Origin of the sequence: Amycolatopsis sp. NPDC058278, assembly GCF_042881395.1 — a bacterium.
Lineage (GTDB): Bacteria > Actinomycetota > Actinomycetes > Mycobacteriales > Pseudonocardiaceae > Amycolatopsis.
This window is the reverse complement of sequence record NZ_JBHVXZ010000002.1, coordinates 159,810-183,856: the sequence shown is the minus strand read 5'-3', so window position 1 is coordinate 183,856 and position 24,047 is coordinate 159,810. Positions and strand designations below refer to the sequence as shown.

At 70.8% G+C, this 24,047-nt stretch carries 23 protein-coding genes; 4 read left to right on the top strand and 19 right to left on the bottom strand.

Annotated features, from left to right (window positions below; all coding sequences use genetic code 11):
* Positions 1-1,302: Hsp70 family protein (locus ACFVYA_RS01860; RefSeq protein ID WP_387041213.1), on the bottom strand; the 1,302-nt coding region annotated here is incomplete at its 3' end.
* 106 nt (positions 1,303-1,408) lie between these two features.
* On the bottom strand, positions 1,409-5,422 hold the full coding sequence (gene eccCa, locus ACFVYA_RS01855) for a type VII secretion protein EccCa (protein WP_387041210.1): 4,014 nt from the start codon (positions 5,420-5,422) through the stop codon (positions 1,409-1,411).
* Between the two features lie 486 nt (positions 5,423-5,908).
* Between eccCa and eccD the strand changes: the two genes are divergently transcribed.
* Together eccD and ACFVYA_RS01845 are read left to right on the top strand one after the other, a co-directional pair.
* Positions 5,909-7,273 (top strand): type VII secretion integral membrane protein EccD, encoded by a 1,365-nt coding sequence (gene eccD, locus ACFVYA_RS01850; RefSeq protein ID WP_285988122.1) that lies wholly within the window; start codon positions 5,909-5,911, stop codon positions 7,271-7,273.
* Positions 7,274-7,293: 20 nt separating this feature from the next.
* Entirely contained in the window at positions 7,294-8,889 is a 1,596-nt protein-coding gene (locus ACFVYA_RS01845; RefSeq protein WP_387041206.1) for a S8 family serine peptidase, read from the top strand.
* Positions 8,890-8,924: 35 nt separating this feature from the next.
* Here the strand turns inward: ACFVYA_RS01845 and ACFVYA_RS01840 are convergent, their stop codons facing one another.
* From ACFVYA_RS01840 to eccB, 3 genes are read right to left on the bottom strand one after another with little or no spacing between them, the layout of a single operon-like run.
* Positions 8,925-10,001, bottom strand: coding sequence for a WXG100 family type VII secretion target (locus ACFVYA_RS01840; protein ID WP_387041203.1), 1,077 nt, complete (start codon positions 9,999-10,001; stop codon positions 8,925-8,927).
* Positions 9,998-10,330 carry a hypothetical protein gene (locus ACFVYA_RS01835; protein ID WP_387041200.1) on the bottom strand — a complete coding sequence of 111 codons (333 nt, stop codon included), beginning with the start codon at positions 10,328-10,330 and terminating at the stop codon, positions 9,998-10,000. The genes ACFVYA_RS01840 and ACFVYA_RS01835 overlap by 4 nt, the downstream gene beginning before the upstream one ends.
* A gap of 49 nt (positions 10,331-10,379) precedes the next feature.
* Positions 10,380-12,017 (bottom strand): type VII secretion protein EccB, encoded by a 1,638-nt coding sequence (eccB, locus tag ACFVYA_RS01830; protein WP_387041197.1) that lies wholly within the window; start codon positions 12,015-12,017, stop codon positions 10,380-10,382.
* A gap of 666 nt (positions 12,018-12,683) precedes the next feature.
* Here eccB and eccE point away from each other — a divergent pair.
* Together eccE and ACFVYA_RS01820 are read left to right on the top strand one after the other, a co-directional pair.
* A complete protein-coding gene (gene eccE / locus ACFVYA_RS01825; protein ID WP_285988117.1) occupies positions 12,684-13,865 on the top strand; it encodes a type VII secretion protein EccE in 1,182 nt (393 codons plus the stop codon).
* On the top strand, positions 13,862-14,581 hold the full coding sequence (locus ACFVYA_RS01820) for a hypothetical protein (RefSeq protein WP_285988116.1): 720 nt from the start codon (positions 13,862-13,864) through the stop codon (positions 14,579-14,581). The genes eccE and ACFVYA_RS01820 overlap by 4 nt, the downstream gene beginning before the upstream one ends.
* A 62-nt stretch (positions 14,582-14,643) precedes the next feature.
* Here the strand turns inward: ACFVYA_RS01820 and truA are convergent, their stop codons facing one another.
* The 14 genes from truA to ACFVYA_RS01750 all read right to left on the bottom strand — a co-directional run bounded on the left by truA (position 14,644) and on the right by ACFVYA_RS01750 (position 24,041).
* The gene (gene truA / locus ACFVYA_RS01815; RefSeq protein WP_387041194.1) at positions 14,644-15,573 is read right to left on the bottom strand and encodes a tRNA pseudouridine(38-40) synthase TruA; all 930 of its coding nucleotides are present in this window, start codon (positions 15,571-15,573) and stop codon (positions 14,644-14,646) included.
* Positions 15,548-16,099: a 50S ribosomal protein L17 gene (gene rplQ, locus ACFVYA_RS01810; RefSeq protein ID WP_387041191.1), complete on the bottom strand. Its 552-nt coding sequence runs from the start codon at positions 16,097-16,099 to the stop codon at positions 15,548-15,550. The genes truA and rplQ overlap by 26 nt, the downstream gene beginning before the upstream one ends.
* Positions 16,100-16,143: 44 nt before the next feature.
* Positions 16,144-17,214, bottom strand: a complete 1,071-nt coding sequence (locus ACFVYA_RS01805; protein ID WP_004558887.1) for a DNA-directed RNA polymerase subunit alpha — start codon at positions 17,212-17,214, stop codon at positions 16,144-16,146.
* 103 nt (positions 17,215-17,317) lie between these two features.
* Entirely contained in the window at positions 17,318-17,923 is a 606-nt protein-coding gene (gene rpsD / locus ACFVYA_RS01800; protein ID WP_285988114.1) for a 30S ribosomal protein S4, read from the bottom strand.
* 23 nt (positions 17,924-17,946) lie between these two features.
* Positions 17,947-18,354, bottom strand: coding sequence for a 30S ribosomal protein S11 (rpsK, locus tag ACFVYA_RS01795; RefSeq protein WP_004558885.1), 408 nt, complete (start codon positions 18,352-18,354; stop codon positions 17,947-17,949).
* Positions 18,355-18,372: 18 nt separating this feature from the next.
* On the bottom strand, positions 18,373-18,558 hold the full coding sequence (locus ACFVYA_RS01790) for a hypothetical protein (RefSeq protein WP_013222623.1): 186 nt from the start codon (positions 18,556-18,558) through the stop codon (positions 18,373-18,375).
* Complete coding sequence (rpsM, locus tag ACFVYA_RS01785; protein WP_034285908.1) at positions 18,555-18,935, bottom strand: 30S ribosomal protein S13; 381 nt, start codon at positions 18,933-18,935, stop codon at positions 18,555-18,557. The genes ACFVYA_RS01790 and rpsM overlap by 4 nt, the downstream gene beginning before the upstream one ends.
* Before the next feature lie 205 nt (positions 18,936-19,140).
* The gene (gene rpmJ, locus ACFVYA_RS01780) at positions 19,141-19,254 is read right to left on the bottom strand and encodes a 50S ribosomal protein L36 (protein ID WP_004558882.1); all 114 of its coding nucleotides are present in this window, start codon (positions 19,252-19,254) and stop codon (positions 19,141-19,143) included.
* 33 nt (positions 19,255-19,287) lie between these two features.
* Positions 19,288-19,509: a translation initiation factor IF-1 gene (gene infA, locus ACFVYA_RS01775; RefSeq protein WP_004558881.1), complete on the bottom strand. Its 222-nt coding sequence runs from the start codon at positions 19,507-19,509 to the stop codon at positions 19,288-19,290.
* A 267-nt stretch (positions 19,510-19,776) separates the two neighbouring features.
* Complete coding sequence (gene map / locus ACFVYA_RS01770; RefSeq protein WP_285988113.1) at positions 19,777-20,553, bottom strand: type I methionyl aminopeptidase; 777 nt, start codon at positions 20,551-20,553, stop codon at positions 19,777-19,779.
* Positions 20,554-20,597: 44 nt separating this feature from the next.
* Entirely contained in the window at positions 20,598-21,152 is a 555-nt protein-coding gene (locus ACFVYA_RS01765; protein ID WP_013222620.1) for an adenylate kinase, read from the bottom strand.
* Positions 21,149-22,456 carry a preprotein translocase subunit SecY gene (gene secY, locus ACFVYA_RS01760; RefSeq protein ID WP_013222619.1) on the bottom strand — a complete coding sequence of 436 codons (1,308 nt, stop codon included), beginning with the start codon at positions 22,454-22,456 and terminating at the stop codon, positions 21,149-21,151. Before secY ends, ACFVYA_RS01765 begins: the two co-directional genes overlap by 4 nt.
* Before the next feature lie 254 nt (positions 22,457-22,710).
* Positions 22,711-23,325 (bottom strand): LysE family translocator, encoded by a 615-nt coding sequence (locus ACFVYA_RS01755; protein ID WP_387041184.1) that lies wholly within the window; start codon positions 23,323-23,325, stop codon positions 22,711-22,713.
* 20 nt (positions 23,326-23,345) lie between these two features.
* Positions 23,346-24,041 carry a hypothetical protein gene (locus tag ACFVYA_RS01750; RefSeq protein ID WP_387041182.1) on the bottom strand — a complete coding sequence of 232 codons (696 nt, stop codon included), beginning with the start codon at positions 24,039-24,041 and terminating at the stop codon, positions 23,346-23,348.
* Positions 24,042-24,047 lie beyond the last annotated feature (6 nt).

Here is a 24,047-nt window from a genome sequence, read left to right as displayed (position 1 = left end):
GTTCGTGAACCCACCCGGACCGGAGCGTGGCGGTGCCGGGCGCGGGGCGACGTCGCCGGGGCGGACGACCTCCGTGCGCTGCGCCGCCGGGTTGAGCGCGCCGCCCGGTGCCGCGCCCAGCCGGGCCATCGCTTCGCCGGGCAACGCGCCGGTGCGGTCCGGGTCGACCAGCACCGCCCGCAGCGCGCCGCGCGCGACGACCGTCTCGGGCTGGTCGAGGCTGGTCGGCACCACACCGGTGCGTTCGTGCACCAGCCGCGAGATCATCGGGATCCGGCTCGACCCGCCGACCAGGAAGATCGCCGTGAGCTGCTTCGGCCGCAGGCCGGCGTCGCCGATCGCGGCGACCGTCAGCTCGACGGCCCGGCCCAGCGGTGCCGCGATCAGCCGCTCGAGGTCCTCGCGCGTGACGTGCGCGTCGGCGAACGGCGGCGGCATCGGCACGTCGGTGTAGGCGTGCCGCGACAACGTCTCCTTCGCGCCCCGCACGTCCTGGCGCAGCACGCGGCGCCGGCGCCGGTCGGCCAGTTCGCGGCCTTCGACGAGCTCGCGCCAAGCGTCCGGATCGGCCGAGGAAACCAGGGAACCGAGGTGCTCCAGCAACGCCTGGTCGATGTCCGCGCCGCCGAAGGCGGGATCGCCGCGGGTGGCGAGCACCTGGAAACCGCCGCGCTGCGGACGGCCGGCGCGGTCCCGCGCGGTGTCCGGCGGCAGCCGCCGCACCACGCTGACGTCGACCGTGCCGCCGCCGAGGTCCAGCACCGCGAGCGCTTCGCCGGGGCGGCCGCTGAACTCGACGGTGCGGTCGGTCGTCACGTCCTGCGGCGCGAACGTCGCCGCGTGGTAGACCGCCGCGGCGACCGGTTCCGGCACCAGCGCGACTTCGCGCGCCAGCCCGCCCGCGGCCTGCCGCAGCAGCCGCGTGCGGATCGCGCCCCAGTCCGCGGGGTGGGTCAGCACGAGCAGGTCGACCTCGGCGTCCCCGGCCAGGCGGCGCGCTTCGGACACCGCGCGCCCCAGCACCGCGTGGATGACGTCGGTGACCCGCAGGACGTTCTCGCCGAGCAGCAGCTCGCCCTCGTCGATCCGCCGCTTCGGGTTCGGCTCGTACCGCGACGGGTCGACCGCCGCCTGCCGCTCGGCCTCCTGGCCGACGAACAGCGTGCCGTCCGCCGCCGCGTAGACCGCCGAGGACATCAGCGGCTGGCCGTCGATCACCACGACCTGCGGCTCGCGCCCGTTCACCGAGGCGACGACGCAGGTGCTCGATGTCCCGAAGTCCACCGCAACCCGGACCGTCACCAGCAGCTCCCGCAGTAATGTTCGCGTTCCCCCACGCCCCGCCGGCGGGGCGCTCCCCCGGGGAGGAACCTACCCACCCCGCCGGGAGCACGTCCCGCCGCCGTCGTCAGTCGGGTTGGATCCACGACACCTGGATGAGCTGCTTGCCGTACTTGCGGGTGAGCATGTTGCCCCGGCCCGGCGGCATCGCGCTCGGCTTGATGTTGCCGACCAGCGCGCCTTCGTCCCGCGAGCCGTTCATCACCATGCCCGGGGCCGCGATCTCCTTGAGCTTGCCGATGATCGGGTCGTACATCGCCTTGCTCGCGCCACCGGTGCGCCGCACGACGACCAGGTGCAGGCCGACGTCCTTGGCCTGCGGCAGGAAGTCGGAGATCTTCCGCAGCGGGTTGTTGCTCGACGTGGCCACCAGGTCGTAGTCGTCGACCAGGATGAACAGCTCCGGGCCCTTCCACCAGGACCGCGTCTTCAGCTGCTCCTGCGTGACGTCGGGGCCCGGCAGGCGCCGCGTCATCGAGTTGAAGACGTCGCTGATCATGCTTTCCAGCTGCGCCGCCGACACCGCGTACCCGAGCAGCGAGTCGCCCTGGATGAAGCCGAGCATCGTGCGCCGGTAGTCGACCAGCAGGATCAGACCTTCCTTGGCGGTGTAGCGCTCCGAGATGCCCCGGGCGATCTGCCGCAGCAGGTTCGTCTTGCCCGACTCGCCGTCCGCGAAGGCGTAGAAGTGCGGTTCGGCGTTGAAGTCGAGGTAGATCGGCTGCAGGTCCTCTTCGTTGACGCCGATCGGGATGAGCTTGGACTCCCGGGCGGAGTCGAGCTGGAGCACGTCTTCGTAGGTGATCAGCTCCGGCAGCAGGCGGACCTGCGGCGCGACGCGGCCGCGCCAGGCACCCTTGATCTTCGCCACCGCGTCGGCCACGCCGGCCGCGACCGTCTCCGGGTCGCTGGAGCCGTCGATCCGCGGCAGGCCGCCCAGCATGTGCAGCTTGTCCCGGGTCAGGCCCCGGCCCGGCCGCCCGGCCGGGATGTTCACCGCGATGCGCCGGTCGATGTCCGACTCGGTCGGGTCACCGAGGCGCAGCTCGAACCGCGTACCCAGCATGTCCTTGATCGCCGGCCGGATGTCGGCCCACCGGTTGGCGGAGATGATCACGTGCACGCCGTAGGACAGACCCTGCGTGGCGAGCCGGGTGATCGAGGTTTCCAGCTCTTCGAAGTCGTCGCGCAGGGCCCGCCAGTTGTCCACGATCAGGAACGCGTCGCCGAACGAGTCCTGGTCCGGCCGGATCTCGCCGCGGCGCTTGCGGTTGCGGAACTCGGTCATCGAGTCGATGCCCATCGCCCCGAACCGGCCTTCCCGCTCGGTGAGCAGGGTGGTCAGCTCGGCCACGATCCGGCGGGCCTTGTCCGGCTCGCGCCGCGCGACCGCGACGCCACCGACGTGCGGCAGGCCCGCGAGACCGGCGAGCGTGCCACCACCGAGGTCGAGGCAGTAGAACTGCGCCTCTTCCGGGGTGTGCGTCAGCGCCATCGACATGATCAGCGTCCGCAGCATGGTCGACTTGCCGGTCTGCGGGCCGCCGACGATCACGCCGTGCCCGGCCGCACCGGAGAAGTCCGCCCACAGCGGGTCGCGGCGCTGCTCGTACGGCCGGTCGATGATGCCCAGCGGCACCTGCAGCCGCCCGTTGCCGAAGAAGCCCACCGGGGACAGGCCGCGGTCTTCGGTCGGGTTCAGGTTGGGCAGCAGGGTGTCGAGCGAGTTCGGGTCCTTCAGCGGCGGCAGCCACACCTCGTGCGCCGGCGGGCCCTGCCCGACCAGGCGCGACACGATGACGTCGAGCTCGCTGGGTTCGACCGCCTCTTCGGGCTGCCGCTGCTCTTCCTTCGGGGCCGCTTCGATGAACTGCGGCTCCGGCTCCTTCGGCAGCTCGACGAAGTCCGGGACGAACAGCTGCGGCCGCTTGTCCGCGCGGACCACGGTCGCCGCCGGGCCGGCCGCCTTGAGACCGGCGGGCCGGTACGGACCCGAGACGTAGGCGGCCTTGAACCGCACCAGCGTCGAGGTGTCGTACTTCAGGTAGCCACCACCGGGGACCGACGGCAGCTCGAACGCGTCCGGCACGCCGATCGCGGCGCGGGACTCCGCCGCCGAGAACGTCTTGAGGCCGATCCGGTACGACAGGTGCGAGTCGAGGCCGCGCAGCTTGCCTTCCTCGAGGCGCTGCGAGGCGAGCAGCATGTGCATCTGGAGCGACCGGCCCAGCCGGCCGATGGCGACGAACAGGTCGATGAAGTCCGGCTTCGCCGACAGCAGCTCGGAGAACTCGTCGCAGACGATGAAGAGCGCGGGCAGCGGGTCGAGGTCCGCGCCGTTTTCGCGCGCCTTCTCGTATTCCCAGACGTTCTTGAAGTTGCCGCCGTTCTTCAGCGCTTCCTGGCGCCGGTTCATCTCACCGGCCAGCGCGTCCTTCATGCGGTCGACCAGCGTGACCTCGTCCGCGAGGTTCGTGATGACCGCGGAGACGTGCGGGGCCTTGTCCAGGCCCATGAACGTCGCGCCACCCTTGAAGTCGACGAGGACGAAGTTCAGCGTGCTCGACGAGTGCGTGGACAGCAGGCCCAGCACCAGGGTGCGGAGGAACTCGGACTTACCGGAACCGGTGGCGCCGATGCACAGGCCGTGCGGGCCCATGCCCTCGGCGGCGGCTTCCTTGATGTCCAGCTCGACCGGCTGGCCGTACTCGCCGACGCCGAACGGGACGCGGTAGCGGTCGCGGATCGGCCGCGGCCGCCACGCCTGCTGGACGTCGAAGGTCATCGGGTCACCCGGGATGCCGAGCAGCTCCAGCAGCGACGGGTTGGACAGCAGCGGCTCTTCGTCGCCGACGTCCTGGCCGGCGGCGCCGCCGACGCGGTACGGCGAGATGAGCCGGGCCAGCGACTCGGTCTCGACCAGGCTGAGGGTGTCCGGGCGGCCGAACCACTCGACCCCGCCGGCACTGCGCGCACCCAGCCTGTCGGCTTCGACGACCAGCCGGAGGCCGCGGCGGGCGGCGAGGTTGCCGAGGGATTCGGACAGGTCGATCAGCGTGACGCCGACCAGGCCCTCCTCCAGGACGATCTGCTCTTCGCGGGTGACCTCGGCGTCGTCGATGATGATGACGACGTGCGGCTGATCCGGCGCCGGCGTGGCGTTGCGGGAGAAGCGCTGGCGGTCACGCAGTTCTTCGTCGAGCCAGTCTTCGATCTGGGCCAGCGAGCCGGCCATCATCCGGAGCTGGCCGATGCCGTCCGACAGCGTCGGGTGCTGGACGTGCGGCAGCCACTTCGCCCACTCCCACTCCTCCTTCGCCCGGCCCGCGGTGGCGACCGCGATCAGCACGTCGTCGGGGCTGTGGAAGGAAACGAGCTGCGCGAGCATCGCGCGGGTGAGGCCGCGGGTCAGCGCGCGGTCGCCCTGCATGCTGACCGCGGCGAACCCGCGGAGGGTGATCTGGGTCGGCAGGTCCGGAACGATCGAGTGCGCCCGCACGAACCGGCGCAGCGCGAGGGTGGCGATCGGCTCCAGCTCGTCGACGGGCCCGGTCTGGGGCGGGACGAGCCGCGTGGCGAGCCGGTGCGAGCTGCGCCCGACGCGCAGGTGCAGGAAGTCCTGGTCGTTCTGGCGGCGTTCCCACATCCGGCGGCTGGCGGCCAGCGACCAGAGGGACTGGGGGTCCGGGTGCACCCACTCCAGGGCGGCGCGCTGGTCGACCATGGCCTCGCGGGCGCGATCGCGCATCTGGCCCAGGTAGCGGAGGTAGTCCTTGCGGTCCTCGTCCATCTCGGCGCGCTTGGCACCGCCGCCCTTGCCACCGCCGCCGGCCATCATCCCGAGCGTCCCGACGACCATCATGCCGCCCATGGCCATCATCATCGGGTTCCGGTTGCTGGCCTGGAACATGAAGACCATCATCCCGAGCGACGCGACGATCATGACGACCGGAAGCGCCTTCATGACGACGTTCCCGGGGATGACGCGCGGAACCTCGGGCGGCGGCTCGAGGTGCACCTCACCACCCGGCGGCCGCGGTGCCGCCAGCCGCGGCGACTTCTTGAACTGCAGCGTGCTCATCGAAGGACCCCTCTTCAAACTCGACGATGGCGGCCACCGTTTAGTGCGCAAGGTGCGCGGAACAACCTATCGAACGCCGCGGTGGAATTCCGGCGGATGCCGTAACGCCCTCGTGAACCGGTCCTGACCTCGCCTGGCGAGTGTACGGCGCGGCACCGACAGTAATGGCGCCGTCCGGCTCGTGAGCTGCGGATGCCGGTGAATCCGGCCACCTCGAAGGCCTCCTGACGGCGACGGCGGTCGGCCGGGGCTGGGCATCGGCCGAACCCACCACACGCCGCCGCCTCGAATGCGCGGCGCGGATCCTCCGGCTACGCGGTCCGCAAGCCTCGGAAACGAAGGGCGCCCAGGCCATGAGCTGCGGTGGCCGGTGAATTTCGGACGTTCGATGATGCCCGCGCCGGGGTTCGGTATAAGTTCCCCCGGGAGCAGTATCGACCGAGCGGGGGCAGTGCAGTGGCTACGGGCACGACAGTATTCAGCAGGGTGACGGTCGTCGCGCCGTCCACCCGGATCGACGTGGCGCTGCCCGCCGACGTCGCGGTGGCCGATCTGCTGCCGATGCTGCTGGACATGGCCAAGGAGACCGCGCCCGACGGGGGTGCCCGCCACGGTGGCTGGGCGCTGGCGAAGCTCGGGGACGCGCCGCTCGATCCGAGCCGGACCCTCGCCTCGCTCGGGGTGGTCGACGGCGAGCTGCTCCAGCTGCGCAAGCGCAACGAGAACCCGCCGCCGCCGCTGTACGACGACGTCGTCGACGCCATCGCCGAGTCGTCCCCGGACAGCTTCCGGCCGTGGACGAAGGAGACCGCGAACCGGTTCGGGCACGTCGCGGGCGGGCTGGCGCTGTTCGCCGCCGCCGTCGCGCTGTTCATGAGCGGCTCGTTCTACGGCGGGAGCGCGCTGGGCGCCGCCATCGCCGGCGGCATCGGCGCGATCGCCTGCGTCGCGATCGGCGCCACGCTCGCCAAGGGCTACCAGGCGGAGCCGACCGGCGTGCTGATCGCCGCCGCGGGTGGCCTCCCGCTGGCCTTCGTCAGCGGCTTCTACATCGTGCCCGGGCTGTCGCTGCGGGCGAACCTGCTGCTCGGCGCGGTCCTGGTGATCATCGTCGCGTCGGTCTGCATCATGGTCATCGGTGCCGGCATCACGACGTTCATCGCCGCCGCCACCGCGGGCACCTTCGGCGCGCTGGCCTTCCTGTTCGGCACGCTCGTCGCGCACCCGGCGGCCGGGATCGCGGCCGGCACCGTCGCGGTCGCCCTCGCCTGCATCTCGATCCTGCCGCGCGCCACGATCTGGCTCGCGAAGCTGCCGCTGCCGCACGTCCCGAGCAACGCCGAAGAGCTGAAGGAAGACTCCGGCTTCCCCGACTACCGGGCGATCGAGCGCCGCACGGCGATCGCGCACAACTACATGACCGGCCTGATGGTCGGCTGCGGCGCCACGGTGGCCGTCTCGGCGATCATCGCCGCGAGCGCGCCCGGGACGTTCGGGATCATCCTCGGCGTCGTCGCGACGCTCGTCCTGCTGCTGCGCGCCCGCGCGTACGCCAACGGCAGCCAGGCCATCGCCCTGCTCACCACCGGCCTGGTCTCCGCCACCGGGATCGCCATCGGCTGGCTGGTCTCGGCGAACGCCCAGAACCGCCTGCTCTACGTCTTCGGCGTGCTGATCCTGCTCGCCGCGGGCGCGCTCGTCGTCGGCGTGATCTTCCCGAACCAGCGGTTCTCGCCGCCGCTGCGGCGCACGGTGGAGATCATCGAAGCGATCTGCATCGCCTCCGTGCTGCCCCTCGCCCTCGGTGTGATGGACCTCTACACCACCCTGCGGCACCTGAACTTCAAGTGACCGGATCGGGTGAATTTCCGATGGCAGCAGCACGGACCCGAAGGACCACGACGGCCCTGCTGGCCGGCACGATCGGCCTCCTGTCGCCGCTGACGCTCGCGGTTCCCGCGTGGGCGCAGGCCGCACCGGCTGACGGCTACTTCGCGACGCCGCCGCCGGTCGACATGGACAAGCTGATCCCCGACACGCGCCAACCCGACAAGACGTACACGCAGACGAAGGGCTGCGTGCAGCGCAGCACCCTCGGCCAGGACATCCAGATCAAGAACCGGCCGTGGGGCCAGGAGTACCTGCAGATCTCCAAGGCGCAGGACATCGTCAAGGCCGCCACGGGCGGTGCCGGCAGCGGCGTCCGCGTCGCGGTGATCGACACCGGCGTGACGAAGCACCCGTGGTTCCAAGACCGGCTCAAGTCCGGCGGCGACTACGTGGCCACGCCGACGAAGGGCCAGCAACCGGGGCTCGAGGACTGCGACGGCCACGGCACCGAGGTCGCCGGGATCATCGGGGCGAAGCCCGACAACCCCGAGGTCGGGTTCGTCGGCGTCGCGCCGGACGCCACGATCGTGTCCTACCGCCAGCTCAGCGAGAACTACGAGCCCGCCAAGCAGAACTCGACCGCCGGCTCGAGCACACCGCCGTCGTCGAGCACCAACCCGCCGTCCGGGACCGGCACGGAGCTGCCGCCGGGCGGTGGTGGCGGCGGCGCCGAAGGCGACGGGACGTCGCCCGGGCAGTCCAACGGCGGGCGCCAGCTGGAGAAGGCCGGCACCGCGGGCACGCTGAAGACGCTGGCCGAGATCATCCACGGCATCGCCGAACGGCACGAGGCCGACGTCATCAACATGTCGGTCGACAACTGCCGCCCGGCCACCGGGTCGATCACCGAAGGCGAGCAGCAGGTCCAGGCGGCCGTGCGCTTCGCGGCGCAAGCCGGCATCGTGATCGTCGCCGCCGCCGGCAACGCGACGGACACGTGCCCGCAGAACGACCAGCCGGACGCCCGGAAGCCGAAGACGATCGTGACGCCGCCGTGGTTCGCGGACGACGTGCTGTCGGTCGGGGCGATCGACGAGTACGGCAGCGTGGCGCCGTTCAGCGTGCACGGCCCGTGGGTCGGCGTCGCGGCCCCCGGCACGAAGATCGTCTCGCTGGACCCCGCCGAGGGGTCCGGCAGCTTGGCGAACCTGACCTTCGAGAACGGCGACAAGGCCAGCGAAATCCAGGGCACGAGCTTCGCGGCTCCGTACGTGGCGGGCCTGGCGGCGCTGGTCAAGGCGAAGTACCCGAAGCTCGACGCCAAGGGCATCGTCAACCGGATCAAGGAGACGGCCCAGCACCCGGCGGCGCCGGGCGGCCGTGACAACTTCGTCGGCTACGGGGTCATCGACCCGGTGGCGGCGCTGACCCAGGTCCTGCCGTCGGAGGTCGGGAACCAGGCACCGCCCCCCGCCCCGCAGCTGGCCCAGCTCCCCCCGGCGAACGACCACAGCTCGACCCCGGTGATCGTGGCGCTGGCCGGCACGGCGGGCGGCGTGCTCGCCCTGCTGATCACGTTGTTCGTGATGCACACGATCCGCCGCAACCGCCCGGCCGAAACCGACACCCGACGCTGACCCCCTGGCCGGAACGGGATCCGTTCCGGCCGAGGTCAGGTCGCGGGCGGGGCCGGTGGTTTCTTCGGCTGCGGGTTCTCGTCCTCGCCGATCACCGGGGGTGCGACCAGGCCGGGCTCGCCCAGCAGGTCGGACGACTTCGTGACCGGGCGGGTCTTCGACGGGCGGCGAGCCTGGCCGCCCGAGCCGAACGCCCCGAAGCCCATCATCGGCATCATCGGGACCCCGCCCGACGTGCTGTGGTCCTGCTCCGCGGGCGGGGCCTGCGGGGCGGCGGCGTCGGTGGGCTGGGCGGGGTCGAGGGTCCCCGCGCCGGTGTGCCGTCCCTCCGCCGGGCCCGCGGCCGAGGACGGCGTCATGACCTCGTCGGCCGAGGACGGCGTCGTGGATTCGTCGCCCGAGGGTGATGGCGAAGCCGCGTCCGTGGCCTGCTCGCCCGCATCGTTCAGGGCGTCGTCGTGCAGCTTGAAGCGCTCCGGCGGGTACCGGTGCCGGATCTCGATGGTGCGGGACGCCGCGTCCGCGTCGTCGACGCCGTCGCACAGCCGGTCGAACGCCTCCATGACGTCGCGCGCGGTCTCGTGCAGCGCCTTCGCCGAATCCTGCGTCTCCTGCAGCTGGGCCCGCGCGCGCTTGGGACCGCCGGACGGCAGCAGCATCGTCTCCGACGTCAGCTCCGCCGCGTCCACCAGCACCTCGACGAGGTCGACGACCACGTGCCGCAGCGTCGTCACCATTTCGTCCAGCGCGCCGGCCAGGGTGTCGAGCGCCTCGTGGAGGTCGCCGCCCGCCGCGCCGATCGCGCGGATGTACGTGACGAACGAGTCCGCGTCCCGGCCCTCCCAGCCCGCGTCGAGCCGGCCGAGCTCGCCGTCGAGGCGGGCCGAAACCTCGGCCGCGACCGAGGCCGCCTGGCGCAGGCGATCCGCTTCGGCGCCGAGGTCGGCCCAGCGGCCGAGCAGCGGGCGGAAGTACGTCTCGACCGGGTCGAGCACGCCCAGCTGCCGCGCCAGATCCGTGAGGTACGCCAGGTACGGCTCAGCCGCCGCCGTGATGTCCTCGCCCGCGGGCACCGGCACCGAAGCCACCAGGGGGTCGCTCTCGGTCCTCATCCGTCGAGCCTTCCGGCCCGCTTGATCAGCTCCGCGGCTTCCGCGTCCTGCCCGCCGTGGCGGACCGTCACCTGCCGCAGCGCCTCCGCGGCCGAACGCAGCGCCTCGGCGCCGTCGGCCAGCTGCCGCCGCAACGCCCCGGAAGCGCGGCTGTAGGACTCGCCGAGGCCGATCTGTGCGCCCAGTGCCCCGTAGGACTCCGCGGTGACGTCCCCGCCGACCTCGGCCGCCGCCGCGTCCAGGTCGGCCGCGGCGGCCTCCGCCGTCTCGGCGTACCGGGCGACGACGACGCCGTCCATCCTCAAGCCGGCCACGGCACCTCCGCTCACGAGAAAGACCTTCGAGCGTGGGACGCCCGCCGCGGCCCGGCGGTTCCGCTCAGTTCCCCGGCGGCCGGGTCGTGGTCGGGTACGCGCCGGCGTTCGGGTCGATCGGCACCGCGTCGAACTGGCGCAGCACGTCCTGGGTGTTCAGCGACGCCCCGGTCGGCAGCAGCCCGATGATCGACTCGGGCGCCGGCTGCCGGTTGTTCATGCCGATCGCGTCCGCGGTCTGGGCGTCCGGGACGCTGTAGCGGACGCCCCGGTCGGAGATCAGCTGGATCTGGCCCTTGCCGAAACTGGCCTTGCCGGTGGCGGACTGGACGACCGCGGCGAACCCGGGCTTGAGGTAGAAGCCGTTGAGCGGCACCCGGTTCGGGCCCAGGGTGGTCACCGTCATCGGGGCGAACTTTTCGCCGGCGCTCTTCTGGCCGGGCAGCTGCGTGTCGACGTACACCGAGGTGTGCGCGTCCTGGTCGGGGCCGGAGCCCGCCAGCGACCAGCCCAGGCACGCGACCGACGAGTTCTTCGTCGCGTCGAGGACCGTCGGCACCGAGCGCGGGAAGTCGTCGACCGGGATGTAGCCGGGGTCGGTCGGCTGCATGGTGTGCACCCCGGCGAGCTTGTCGAGGCCCAGCGTCTGGATCCGGCCGGAGCTGCCGTTCTTCGCGACGCGGATGATGTCGGCGACGGCGTTGGACACCCGCTGGATGCCGGTGCGGGTGATCGCCCAGTAGTTCAGCGTCGTCTCGCCGGCCTGCTGCGTGGCGAAGACGTCGCCCGCGGTCAGGCCGTCGAAGTCCGCCGGGGGCGCGCCGTTCTGGATCTTCGGCGGCGTCAGCTTCGCGACCTCGGGGATCGCGTTGAGCAGCCCCTGCGTGATCTTCCGCGGCGTCGGCGGCAGCTGCAGCGCCGTCCGGACGGCGTCGTTCGGGTTGTCGACGTCGATCTCGGCGCGCACGGTGTTCGCGTTCGGCCGGTTCCGGGAGCTCGGCAGCCGGTACACGAGGTAGGTCTTCCCGTTGTCGGCCTTCGCCAGCAACGCCTCGTTTTCGCGCAGCTCCGTGCCCAGGCCGCTCGGCGCGATGCCGCCGAAAACGTAGGTGTTGGTCCGGCCGGTGTCCGGGTTCGGCAGCGACGGTTCCAGCTGAACCTGGTCGCAGACGGCCCAATTGGGGGAAATTCGCTGGGAATCCGTCGGGATCAGCTGCGGACCGTCCGGAATTCCGGTCAGTTTGTCGCGCGGAATGTCCTTGAGCTGCTCGTCGGAAACGACCGTGGGATTCTTCACAGCCGCCGGGCTCGCCGGGGCGGGAGCGGGCGCGGCGGTCGCGCCACCGGCGCCCGCGGCGGAGTTCTTCTGCTGGGCCAGCAGAAGGAGCCGCGCCGACGCGAGGTTGAACGTGGGGATCAGCTTCTTCGGGTTGCCCGTCACCACGTAGACCGTGCCGGACTGCTCGCCGATCACGATGTTCCCGGCCTCGGGCACCGACGGCGCCGGGCTGAGCAGGCCCCAGACGACGAACACGATCATGCCGAGCGCGCCCAGCACCACCCCCACGATCGTGGCCCGCGTGTGGGTGCGCATCGGGTCGTGCAGCATCACGGCGTCCCGCCGGACCAGCGCCGACTGCATCCGCCGTAGGACGAACTGATACGCCTGGACCTGAGACTTAGTCGTGGGTGTTGATGGCATTCTCGACCTACAGCTCTCCCCGTCGCGGTACGGTTCCGCAGGATAGCCGTACGGGGACCGTCTGGTGTGGGGTTTCTACCAACTCAAGCTAGTGTCGGGCTCCCCGGGACCCGGCTTCCGGGTACGCAGCAAGCACGAGGGGAAGAGAAAGCGCGGATGTCCGTCACCACTCCTCCACGTCCGCCTGGCCCGCCCGGGCCCCCGCCGCCCGGTGGCCGTCCGCCGGGCCCGCCGCCGCGGCCGGGCAGACCCGGAGGTCCCGGAGGCGTTCCCGGCGGCCCTGGCGGACCCGGCGGCGTTCCCGGTGCCCCTGGCGGCCCCGGTGGAGTGCCCGGTGGCCCCGGTGGCGTTCCCGGTGGACCCGGTGGCGTTCCCGGCGGCCCTGGCATGCCTCCGCGTGGTCCCGGTGGCCCCGTTCCCGGCGGACCTGGTCCCGGTGGGCGTCCCGGTGGTCCTGGCGGCCCTGGTGGCGGCGGTCCTGGCGGCCCCGGAGGGGGCGGCCCCGGCGGTCCGGGCGGTCCCGGCGGTCCGGGCGGTCCCGGCGGCGGCCCCGGTGGCCCTCAGGGGCCCGACGACAGCGGTCCTGCCACTCCCCCACCCGGCCCGGCCAGGGTGGCCCCACCGGCGCGGCGGCGGTCCGCCGGCGTCACCCTCGGCCCGCTGCCCGTGGCCAACCTCGTCGTGCTCGAAGTCGGCCTCGCGATCGGCCTGGTCCTGCTCGCGATCGACATGTCGCTCAAGTACGTCGGCATCGGCATCGCCGGCTTCGCCCTCATCGTCGCGCTGCTGCGCTGGCGCGGCCGCTGGTTCACCCAGTGGGTCGGCCTGACGCTGCGCTACACCTTCCGCTCGCACGACCGGGTCGCGGACCCGCTGCCGCCGAGCACCGTCGAAGCCATGACCGCCGAAGAAACCACGGTCACCGGCCCCGACGACGCCCGCGTGAACCTGCTCCGCATCGCCGTGCCGGACCTCGTCGTCGCCCACGGCGTCGACCACGAGCGCCAGCAGGTCGGGCTCGCCTGGAACGACGGCACGTGGACGGCGGTGCTGCTCGTCGAGCCGGCGCCGGCGTTGATCACCCAGGCCGACGGCGCGCCGAGCCTGCCGCTGTCGGCGCTGGCGCCCTGCCTCGAAGACCGCGGCGTGGTCCTCGACTCGATCCAGATGATCTGGCACTGCTACCCGGGCAGCGCGGCGCTGCCGTCGGACTCGCCCGCGCTGAGCTCCTACATGGAGGTGCTGGGGCCCCTGCCCGCGGCGGCCCGGCGCACGACGTGGGTGGCGATCCGGCTCGACCCGCGGCGCTGCCCGGCGGCGATCCGGGAGCGCGGCGGCGGCGTCGTCGGCGCCCACCGCGCCCTGATCGGGGCGCTGTCGCGGGTCCGCAACGCGCTGGAGTCCCAGGGCGTGCCGACGCGGCCGCTCGACCCGGACGAGCTGCTGCGGGCGGGCATTTCCGCCGCGGAGCTGACGTCGGTGGCCGGGTCACCCACCAAGGTGACGCTGCAGGAACGCTGGTCCGGCGTGACCGCGGCCGGCATCGGGCACGCGAGCTACGCCATCACCGGCTGGCCGAAGGGCAAGGTCACCAACAGCCTGAACGCGCTGACGAGCGTCCGCGCGCTGTCGGCGACGCTCGCGATGTCGATTTCCCCGGCGTCCGACGAGGGCAAGATCGGGCTGCGCGGCGTGGTCCGGCTGAGCGCGCGGAACCCGCGTGAGCTCGACGCCGCCGACCAGCGGCTGCAGGGGCTGTCCGAGCGGCTGGGGGTGGACCTGACGCCGCTGCGCGGCCTCCAGGTCTCCGCGTTCGCCGCGACCTTGCCGATCGGAGGCACAGCATGACTTCCCGCGTCCGTGACGCCGGGCAGAACAGCGGCGTGGCGCCGGAGTTCACGGTGGACCCCGCGATGCTCGACGCGATCAGCCCCTCGGGTGACCGCGGCGGCATCGTGCTCGGCTCGGGCCTCAAGGGCGAGCCGCTGACGATCTCGGCGCTGCGCTCGACCCCCACCCGGATCGTGCTGGTGGGCGGGCTCTACCTGGCCCGCCAGGTCGCCATGCGCGCGATGGCGGTCGGCGCGTGGGTCGTCGTCGCCACCGGGCGCCCGACCGAGTGGCAGGTGCTCTCCCGGGCGGCCGGCAGCCGCGACGGGCGGCCGTCGCCGCTGGTGCAGATCCGCCGGCTGTCGCCGGTCGAGCTGCCGCGGCCGTCGGAGGACGCGCCGCTGCTGGTGGTGACCGACGGCGGCCCGACGCCGCAGGACCTGTTCCCGCCCCGCTCGCCCTGGCAGACGACGGTCTACGTGCTCCCGTACCTGCACCCGCAGGCGGGCGCGACGGCCAACGCGGCGGACCTGGTGCTGATGCAGCGCCTCCCGGCCGGACAGGCCGAGCTGGCGGCGCGCATCTGGCGCCTGCCGCCCCAGATGATGCGCCAGCTGACGACGTTGAAGGACGATCAGGTGGTGGCCCTGGGCCGCAACCTCTGGCGTCCGCTGCGGCTGGTGACGACGGGCAAGGAGCAGCAGCTCCTCGGCCCGGTGCGCCGCGGCGACTGACGTCCTTTCCGGACCGGCGAAAGCGGGTGGTTCCCCTCGGGGAGCCACCCGCTTTTCGTTCGTCAGGGGGAAGTGCGGACGTTCCTCGTCTGCTCGGCCCGCGCCGCGAGTTCCTCGTCCGGCGGGTAGTCCACGCCCAGGAGCGTCAGGCCGTGGGCCGGGGCCACCGCGCTGTCGCGGATGCCGCTCTCCAGGACCTTCGCGGGCCACGCGTCGGTGCGGCGGCCGTCGCCCACCAGGAGGAGCACGCCCACCAGGCTGCGGACCATCGAGTGGCAGAACGCGTCCGCCGAGACCCGGACCTCCAGCAGGTGCTCGTCCACCCGCGCCCACTCCAGGCGCTGCAGCTCGCGGATCGTCGTGCCCGTGTCACGCTGCTTGCAGTACGCCGCGAAGTCGTGGAGACCCAGGAGCTCCTCGGCCGCGGCATTCATCGCGTCCGTCGAGAGTGGACGGTTCCAGGCCAGCGTGTCGTGGCGGCGCAAGGGGTCCACGCCCCACGGGGCGTCCGAGACGCGGTAGCGGTAGTGCCGCCGCACCGCGGAGAACCGGGCGTCGAAGCCCTCGGGAGCGACCCGGGCGCCCAGCACGCGCACATCGCCCGGCAGCAGGCGGTTCCAGCGGCCCACCATCCGGGTCAGGTCCGGGATACCTTCGGCGGAGACCGGGACGCGGCCGGAGGTGCCCGGAGCGAGCGGCACGACGTCGACGTGCACCACCTGGCCCGTCGCGTGCACGCCGGCGTCCGTACGGCCCGCCACGACGACGGACTTCGGCACCGCGGCCCCCGGCGGCTGCCGCTGCAGGGCCTCCTCCAGGAGCGCCTGGACCGTCCGGCGGCCCGGCTGGCGGGCCCAGCCCGAGAAGTCCGTGCCGTCGTAGGAGACGTCCAGGCGCAGACGAACGAGCCCGCCCTCCCCGGGGGGAGTGGCGGGCTCGTCCGGTGTCGAATCGGCCGTCAGGACGTCAGTCCTTCTTGGCGTCCGCGTCATCCGAAGCCGGGGCTTCGGTCTCGGCGGTGGTGTCCTCGGCCTTGGCCTCCTCGGCCGGAGCCTCGGGGGTCTCCTCGGTCGAGGTGGTCTCCTCGGCAACCGGAGCGGCGGCCTTCTCGTCCTTGGCGAACTTCGTCTTGCGAGCGCGCTCGGCCTCGGACGTCACGGTCTTCTCGGCCACCAGCTCGATGACGGCCATGGCGGCGTTGTCGCCCTTGCGCGCCATCGTCTTGGTGATCCGGGTGTAGCCACCGGGACGCTCCGCGAAGTGCGGACCGATCTCGGCGAACAGCTTGTGCACGACGTCCTTGTCACGGACGACCTTCTGCACCTGACGGCGGTTGTGCAGGTCGCCCCGCTTCGCCTTCGTGATCAGCTTCTCGGCCAGCGGGCGGACCCGGCGGGCCTTCGCCTCGGTGGTCGTGATCTTGCCGTGCTCGAACAGCTGCGTGGCCAAGTTGGCCAGGATCAGCCGCTCGTGCGCGGACGACCCGCCGAGCCGGGCTCCCTTGGTAGGGGTGGGCATTGGTTCTCCTACTAGTTCAGCTCGCAGCGTCCAGGCACAGAGCCCTAGAGCTGCTCGGTCTCTGCGTAGTCCTGGCCATCGTCGTGGCCATCCGAAATCCCGTCGGCGATGCCACCGACACCCTCCGACCAGCCTTCACCGTCGTAGCTGGCGGCCGCCGCGGTCGGGTCGAACCCGGGCGGGCTGTCCTTCAGCGCGAGGCCGAGGCCGACGAGCTTGAGCTTGACCTCGTCGATCGACTTGGCGCCGAAGTTGCGGATGTCGAGCAGGTCCGCCTCGCTGCGCGAGACGAGCTCGCCCACCGTGTGGATGCCCTCGCGCTTGAGGCAGTTGTACGACCGGACGGTGAGGTCCAGGTCCTCGATCGGCATCGCGTAGGCGGCGATGGTGTCCGCCTCCTGCGGCGACGGCCCGATCTCGATGCCCTCGGCGTCGACGTTCAGCTCGCGAGCGAGACCGAACAGCTCCACCAGCGTCTTGCCGGCCGACGCGACCGCGTCGCGCGGCGTGATCGACGGCTTCGTCTCGACGTCCAGGATCAGCTTGTCGAAGTCGGTGCGCTGCTCGACACGGGTGGCCTCGACCTTGTAGGTCACCTTGAGCACCGGCGAGTAGATCGAGTCGACCGGGATCCGGCCGATCTCCGCGCCCGCCTGCTTGTTCTGCAGGGCCGGAACGTAACCGCGGCCGCGCTCGACGACGAGCTCGATCTCGAGCTTGCCCTTGCCGTTCAGCGACGCGATGTGCAGATCCGGGTTGTGCACGGTGACACCCGCCGGCGGCACGATGTCGGCCGCCGTGACCTCACCGGGGCCCTGCTTGCGCAGGTACATGGTGACCGGCTCGTCCTCTTCCGAGGACACCACGAGCTCCTTGAGGTTCAGGATGATGTCGGTGACGTCTTCCTTCACCCCGGGAACGGTGGTGAACTCGTGCAGCACGCCGTCGATGCGGATGCTCGTCACGGCCGCGCCCGGGATGGACGACAGCAGCGTACGACGCAGCGAGTTGCCGAGCGTGTAGCCGAAGCCGGGCTCCAGCGGTTCGATGGTGAACCGGGAGCGGGTCTCGTTGACCGTCTCTTCGCCGAGAGCCGGCCGCTGGGAAATCAGCATTTCTTCCTAATTCCTTTCCAGACGACGCCCGCCATATGACGTCGAAGGGATGGCGCGGCGGCGGCGCACCTGTCGCGCCGCCGCCTTGTCCGACGGGGCCGGACTACTTCGAGTAAAGCTCGACGATCAGCTGTTCCTGAACCGGAACGTCGATCTGCGCACGCTCCGGCAGCTGGTGGACCAGCACGCGGAGGTTGGACTGGACGACCTGCAGCCACGCCGGGATCGGGCGGTCGCCGAAGGACTCCTTGGCCACGACGAAGGGCAGCATCGAGAACGACTTCGGCCGCACGTCGATGATGTCCCACTTGGTGACCTGGAACGACGGGACGTTCACCTTCTTGCCGTTGACCAGGAAGTGGCCGTGGCTCACCAGCTGACGCGCCTGACGGCGGGTGCGGGCGATGCCGGCGCGGTAGATCACGTTGTCCAGGCGGGACTCGAGGATCTGGAGCAGGTTCTCACCGGTCTTGCCCGGACGCCGGACGGCTTCCTTGTAGTACCGGACGAACTGACGCTCGAGAACGCCGTAGGTGTAGCGAGCCTTCTGCTTCTCCTGCGACTGCAGGAGGTACTCGGACTCCTTGATGCGCCCGCGGCCGTGCTGGCCCGGCGGGTAGGGGCGACGCTCGAAAGCCTGGTCGCCGCCGATGAGGTCAACCTTGAGGCGACGCGAAATACGCGTCGCGGGGCCGGTGTAACGAGCCATTTCTTCTTACTCCTCCCCGTTCCTCAGACCCGGCGCCGCTTGGGCGGGCGGCAGCCGTTGTGAGGCTGCGGGGTCACGTCCTGGATGGTGCCGACCTCGAGGCCGGCCGCCTGCAGCGAGCGGATCGCCGTCTCGCGGCCCGAACCCGGGCCCTTCACGAAGACGTCGACCTTCTTCATGCCGTGCTCGGCGGCCTTGCGGGCAGCGTTCTCGGCGGCCATCTGCGCGGCGAACGGGGTGGACTTGCGGGAGCCCTTGAAGCCCACGTGCCCACTCGACGCCCACGCGATCACGGCACCGGTCGGGTCCGTGATCGAGACGATGGTGTTGTTGAAGGTGCTCTTGATGTGCGCGTGACCGTGCGCGACATTCTTCTTTTCCTTGCGGCGGACCTTCTTGGCCCCGGCCGCAGTACGAGACTTCGGTGGCATGTTGTGAGGGATCTCCTGTTAGCGCGCGTTCTCTTGGTGAGCGGCGACCGCTTCGGCCTGTCCGCGCCGGATGATCGAACCGGCGTCGGTGTACAGGTTGCGGAGCGCCATCGGGCGGGCGTAGAGCGCCTTGGGCGAGACACAAGCCGAGCCGCGGCGCTGAACGCCACCCATCTGCACGACCTTCTTGCCCTGGACGCTCACTTCTTGCCAGCCTTCTTCTTGCCGGCGACCGTCTTCTTCGGACCCTTGCGGGTACGGGCGTTGGTCTTCGTGCGCTGACCACGGACGGGAAGTCCGCGGCGCCAGCGAAGGCCCTCGTAGCACCCGATCTCGATCTTCCGACGGATGTCGGCGTTCACCTCACGGCGAAGGTCACCCTCGACCTTGAAGTTCTCTTCGATGTAGACACGCAGCTTCGCGAGGTCGTCATCGCTGAGGTCTTTGACGCGGGTGTCCGCGTTGAGCTCGGCAGCCTTGATGAGCTGCTTCGAGCGGGTACGGCCGATGCCGTAGATGTAGGTAAGCGCGATCTCCAACCGCTTTTCGCGGGGGAGGTCTACGCCAGCGAGTCGTGCCATTGGCGTTGATGCTCCTTCTTCGGTTTCATCTTCAGGTCTGCTCCCCGTCCGGTTCCGGGACCGACTCGCCTGTCGTGCCCTCGGCTTGCGCTTCGGGTGTCCCGGCCCCGGCCTGAAGCCCGGGGGTGAACCGGTTCACTCGCGTGAACCGGCAGGTGCGGGGAGGTTGTGTAGCCGTCAATCCACTCTGGTCGAGTGCAGGCGATCAGCCCTGCCGCTGCTTGTGCCGCAGGTTTTCGCAGATCACCATGATCCGGCCGTGACGGCGGATCACCTTGCACTTGTCGCAGATCTTCTTGACGCTCGGCTGGACCTTCACGTCTTCTGCTCTCCTGTTAGCTGCTCTTCGTGATCACTTGTAGCGGTAGACGATGCGACCACGAGAGAGGTCGTAGGGCGAGAGCTCCACGACAACCCTGTCCTCGGGCAGGATGCGGATGTAGTGCTGCCGCATCTTGCCGCTGATGTGTGCCAGGACCTTGTGACCGTTCTCCAACTCGACGCGGAACATCGCGTTGGGGAGCGGCTCGACTACGCGGCCTTCGACCTCGATGGCCCCGTCTTTCTTCGCCATGTCCTCCGCATTTCCTTTGTCGACACTGTCTGTCGCTACAGTCTGTGACCAACCGGAGCACTAGTGCCGGGTTGGGTGGTGCGTGGCACACTGGTGCCCGGCTCCCAAGACCGTGAGTTCACGAGCGTGCAGGATCCGGGCGCGATAAGTGCGCCGACTTGACAGTGTACGCAACTCGTGTCGCGACCCCCAAACCGGGGGTGACCATGCTAAAGGACCGTGCAGGTGGACGTGATCGCGATCACCACATGTGGGTGAATGCGCAGGTCAGGCGTCTTCCGGAGCGGTGAGCACCCAGGGGCCGTCTTCGGTGATCGCGACGGTGTGCTCCCAGTGGGCCGCGCGGGAGCCGTCGGCCGTGACGACCGTCCAGCCGTCGTCCAGCTCGCGGGTCTCCCCGCCGCCGCCGGTCAGCATCGGCTCGATCGCCAGCGCCATGCCGGGCTTGAGCCGCGGGCCCTTGCCGGGCTTGCCGACGTTGGGCAGGAACGGGTCCATGTGCATCTGGCGGCCGATGCCGTGGCCGCCGTACTCGACGATCATCCCGTACTCGATGCCGTCGTCACGGCCCGCGCGCTCGGCGGCGGACTGGACGGCGTAGGAGATGTCGGTGAGCCGGCCGCCGGCGGTGACCGCCTCGATCCCGGCCCACATCGCCGCCTCGGTCGCCGCGGACAGCGCGAGGTCGGCGTCGGAGACCTGGCCGATGGCCAGTGTCACCGCGGAGTCGCCGTGCCAGCCGTCGAGGATGGCGCCGCAGTCGACGGAGATGATGTCGCCGTCGGCCAGCACCTGGCTCTTCGCCGGGATGCCGTGGACGATCTGCTCGTTCACCGACGCGCAGATCGACGCCGGGAAACCGTGGTAGCCCTTGAACGACGGCACCGCGCCGGCGTCCCGGATCGTCTGCTCGGCCAGCTCGTCGAGCTCGGCGGTGCTGACGCCCGGCTTCGCCGCGGCACGGACCGCCGCGAGCGTGCGGGCGACGACGAGGCCCGCGGCCCGCATCGCCTGCAGCTCGTCCGGGGTCTTGACTTCGATCATGCGCCCACGCCGGAGCACTTGCAGAACACGCAATCCTCCGAGGTTCACGTGCGGTCGCGCAGCGCTTTCAGCACCCGGCCCGAGATCTCTTCGACACTGCCGACGCCGTCGACAGTCACCAGGATGTCGGCGTAGTACTCCAGCAGCGGCGCGGTGTCCGACACGTAGATCTGCTGACGGCGGCGGATGACCTCTTCGGTGTCGTCCGCGCGGCCGCGCGACATGAGCCGTCCGACGACGACGTCCTCCGGGACCTGCAGCTGGATCACGGCGTCGAGCGAGACGTCCGCGTCGCCCAGGATCTCGCCGAGGACCTCGGCCTGCTTGGTGTTGCGGGGGAAGCCGTCGAGCAGGAAGCCGACCTTGGCGTCCGGCTCGGCGAGCCGCTCTCGGACCATTTCGTTGGTCACCGAGTCCGGCACGAGCTCACCCGAGTCCAGGTAGCGCTTCGCTTCCTGGCCGAGCGGGGTCTCCTGGCCGACGTGCGCGCGGAACAGGTCACCGGTGGAGATGTGCGGGACGCGCAGCTGCTCGGACAGGGCCACCGCCTGCGTGCCCTTGCCCGCGCCGGGCGGACCGACGAGAACCAGGCGCGTCACTTCAAGAACCCTTCGTAGTTGCGCTGCATCAGCTGGCTCTCGATCTGCTTCACGGTGTCGAGGCCGACGCCGACCATGATCAGCACAGCCGTGCCACCGAACGGGAAGTTCTGGTTGTTCCCGCTCCCGGTCAACGACAGGAAGAAGTTCGGAAGGATCGCGATGATGCCCAGGTAGAGCGAGCCGGGCAGGGTGATCCGGCCGAGCACGAAGCTCAGGTACTCCGCGGTCGGGCGGCCCGGGCGGATGCCCGGGATGAAGCCGCCGAACTTCTTCATCTCTTCCGCACGCTCGTCCACGTTGAACGTGATCGTGATGTAGAAGTACGTGAAGAAGATGATCAGGGCGAAGTACAGCGCGATGTGCACCCAGCTGGACTGGTTCACGATGTAGTTCTTGATGAACACCTGCCAGCCGGAGTTGGCGTTCTGGTCGCCGACGAGGCGGCTGATCAGGTCCGGCAGGTACAGCAGGGAAGACGCGAAGATGACCGGGATGACACCGGCCTGGTTGACCTTGATCGGCAGGTAGGTCGACGTGCCGCCGTACATCCGGCGGCCGATCATGCGCTTGGCGTACTGCACCGGGATCCGGCGCTGCCCCTGCTCGACGAAGATGACGCTGGCGATGATCACCAGGCCGAAGACGCAGACGATCGCCAGCCCCACACCACCCGCGTTGCTGAGGATGTTGCCGCCCTCGACCGGGATGCGCGCCGCGATGTTCAGGAAGATCAGGACGGACATGCCGTTGCCGACACCGCGCTCGGTGATCAGCTCGCCCAGCCACATCATGACGGCGGTGCCCGCGGTCATCGTGATGACGATGATGGCCAGCGAGTAGACGCTGTTGTCCGGGATGATCGGCGACTGGCAGTCGGGGAAGAGCTGCTTGCGGTCCGCGAGCGCGACCACGCCGGTGGCCTGCAGGATCGCCAGCGCGATCGTCAGGTACCGGGTGTACTGGGTCAGCTTGCCCTGGCCGGACTGCCCTTCCTTCTTCAGCTCCTCGAACCGCGGGATGACCACGGTGAGCAGCTGGATGATGATGCTCGCCGTGATGTACGGCATGATCCCGGTCGAGAAGAGCGACAGCTGCAGCAGCGCACCGCCGCTGAACAGGTTCAGCAGCTGGTAGACGCCCTCCTGCTGCGCCTGGGAGCTACAGGCCTGTACGGCACCGTAGGAGATGCCGGGCGCCGGAATGGTCGCACCGATTCGGTAGACCGCGACAATGGCTAGCGTGAACAGGATCTTCTTGCGTAGATCCGGCGTCGCGAGAGCCGAGCGGAAGGCGCTGAGCACGCGGGGGACCTCCTCGGCGTCGTCGGCTGTCCTAACCGACGATCGGCTTGGCCGGCACGGGGCCGGCAGGAACACACAGCACTACTGGCACGCAAGCCAGGAACGCTTCGGGGCACACTCGTCCCGAAGCGTGTCGCCGACTCTAACAGCTTCACAGGGCGTGTCCGCAGTCCGTGTGGGTTTTCCGTACCAAGGTTGCTCCGGCGGGTTGATCCACATCGCCGTCTTGGTCGTATTCCTTGACAGATCGCGGCTCAGGCGTTGGACGTCGCGAGCACGCCGGCCAGGCCGACGAGGACCACGCCGGTGCCCCGGTCGACGTTGCGCCGGGCCCGCCGGGAGAGCTTGATCGTCTTCACCGCGGCGCCGACGCAGACGTAGACCGAGCCGGCCAGGAACTCGGCCAGCAGGTAGCCCGCGCCCAGCAGCGCGAGCTGCCCCGGAAATGACCCGTGACCTGGGTCGATGAACTGCGGGACGAAGGCGGTGAAGATCAGGATCGCCTTCGGGTTGGTGAGCGCGACACCGAACTCCTTGCGGGTGACGCGCCACGCCGTCATGGGCGTCGCGGGCAGCTCCGTGGGACTGCTTTTGCCCCGGAAGGTGGACCAGAGCAGGCGGATGCCGAGGAAGAGCAGGTAGGCGGCGCCGGCCCACTTGATGATCGTCAGAGCGGTCTCGGACGCGGCCAGCAGCTGCCCCAGCCCGGCCGCGACGGCGGCGATCAACAGGGTGAAAGCACTCAGCCGGCCGCCGAGCCCGGCGAGGCCGTGGCGAACACCGTGCGTCATGCCGTGGTGGAGGCCGAGCAGGTTGTTCGCCCCCGGCGTAAGGGCGATGAGCACCGACGCCCCGAAGAAGACCCACATGCCTCCACGGTAGCGACGCCTCAGGGCTGCTCGTCGTCCGGCGGCAGGACGGTGATGGCGACCCCGGAGGGCGGCGTCGGGGTGTCGGCGTAGGCGAGCGCCGGATCGGCCCAGCCGGGGTTGCGGCCGACGTTCGGCAGGTAGACCAGTACGGCCGCGGCGGCCGCCAGCACGGTGGCCAGGGTCAGCAGCCACATGCCGGGCCCGGTGGAGACCGCCAGGCCGGCTTCCTCGTCGGCGATGGCGGCCAGCTCGAACCGGCTCATCCAGGTGGTGGTGACGACGCCGGCGGTGAAGAGCGCGCCGGCCGAGAGCAGCCACCGGGTGAGGCCGCGGTCCGGCCGGGCGAAGGCCGCGATGGCTGCCGCGGCCAGCACGACGACCGCGATGACGACGGGGATGCCCACGGGCACGCCGGGGCGGTCGGTGACCGGCTGCCCGGTGATCTCGATGCGGTTGCCCCATGCGGTCTCGGTGATGGTCAGCTGGGCGCCGATGAACCCCTGCCGGAAGTTGAGGTCCTGGAGCATGCGGAAGAGGGGCAGGAAGCAGCCTCCGACGGCCAGCACGGCGGCGAGGGCGGCGAGCACCGCCGGGAGGCGGCGGAGCAGGCCGGCCGCCGCCGGAGCGGGAGCCGGGGCGGGCTCGGGCTCGGCTCCCGAAGCTGGTTGGGGTGTGGCGGCGGAAACCGGCAGTTCGGCGACGGGGAAGGGCAACGGCTC

What these genes read in the sequence shown, in the direction of transcription:
- map (WP_285988113.1), bottom strand. Translation starts at nt 20,553, where the DNA reads ATGATCGAAGTCAAGACCCCGGACGAGCTGCAGGCGATGCGGGCCGCG.
- rpsK (WP_004558885.1), bottom strand. Translation starts at nt 18,354, where the DNA reads ATGCCACCGAAGTCTCGTACTGCGGCCGGGGCCAAGAAGGTCCGCCGC.
- rplQ (WP_387041191.1), bottom strand. Translation starts at nt 16,099, where the DNA reads ATGCCCACCCCTACCAAGGGAGCCCGGCTCGGCGGGTCGTCCGCGCAC.
- ACFVYA_RS01845 (WP_387041206.1), top strand. Translation starts at nt 7,294, where the DNA reads ATGGCAGCAGCACGGACCCGAAGGACCACGACGGCCCTGCTGGCCGGC.
- rpsM (WP_034285908.1), bottom strand. Translation starts at nt 18,935, where the DNA reads ATGGCACGACTCGCTGGCGTAGACCTCCCCCGCGAAAAGCGGTTGGAG.
- eccCa (WP_387041210.1), bottom strand. Translation starts at nt 5,422, where the DNA reads ATGAGCACGCTGCAGTTCAAGAAGTCGCCGCGGCTGGCGGCACCGCGG.
- rpsD (WP_285988114.1), bottom strand. Translation starts at nt 17,923, where the DNA reads ATGGCTCGTTACACCGGCCCCGCGACGCGTATTTCGCGTCGCCTCAAG.
- ACFVYA_RS01840 (WP_387041203.1), bottom strand. Translation starts at nt 10,001, where the DNA reads ATGAGGACCGAGAGCGACCCCCTGGTGGCTTCGGTGCCGGTGCCCGCG.
- ACFVYA_RS01805 (WP_004558887.1), bottom strand. Translation starts at nt 17,214, where the DNA reads ATGCTGATTTCCCAGCGGCCGGCTCTCGGCGAAGAGACGGTCAACGAG.
- eccB (WP_387041197.1), bottom strand. Translation starts at nt 12,017, where the DNA reads ATGCCATCAACACCCACGACTAAGTCTCAGGTCCAGGCGTATCAGTTC.
- ACFVYA_RS01820 (WP_285988116.1), top strand. Translation starts at nt 13,862, where the DNA reads ATGACTTCCCGCGTCCGTGACGCCGGGCAGAACAGCGGCGTGGCGCCG.
- infA (WP_004558881.1), bottom strand. Translation starts at nt 19,509, where the DNA reads ATGGCGAAGAAAGACGGGGCCATCGAGGTCGAAGGCCGCGTAGTCGAG.
- ACFVYA_RS01755 (WP_387041184.1), bottom strand. Translation starts at nt 23,325, where the DNA reads ATGTGGGTCTTCTTCGGGGCGTCGGTGCTCATCGCCCTTACGCCGGGG.
- truA (WP_387041194.1), bottom strand. Translation starts at nt 15,573, where the DNA reads ATGACGCGGACGCCAAGAAGGACTGACGTCCTGACGGCCGATTCGACA.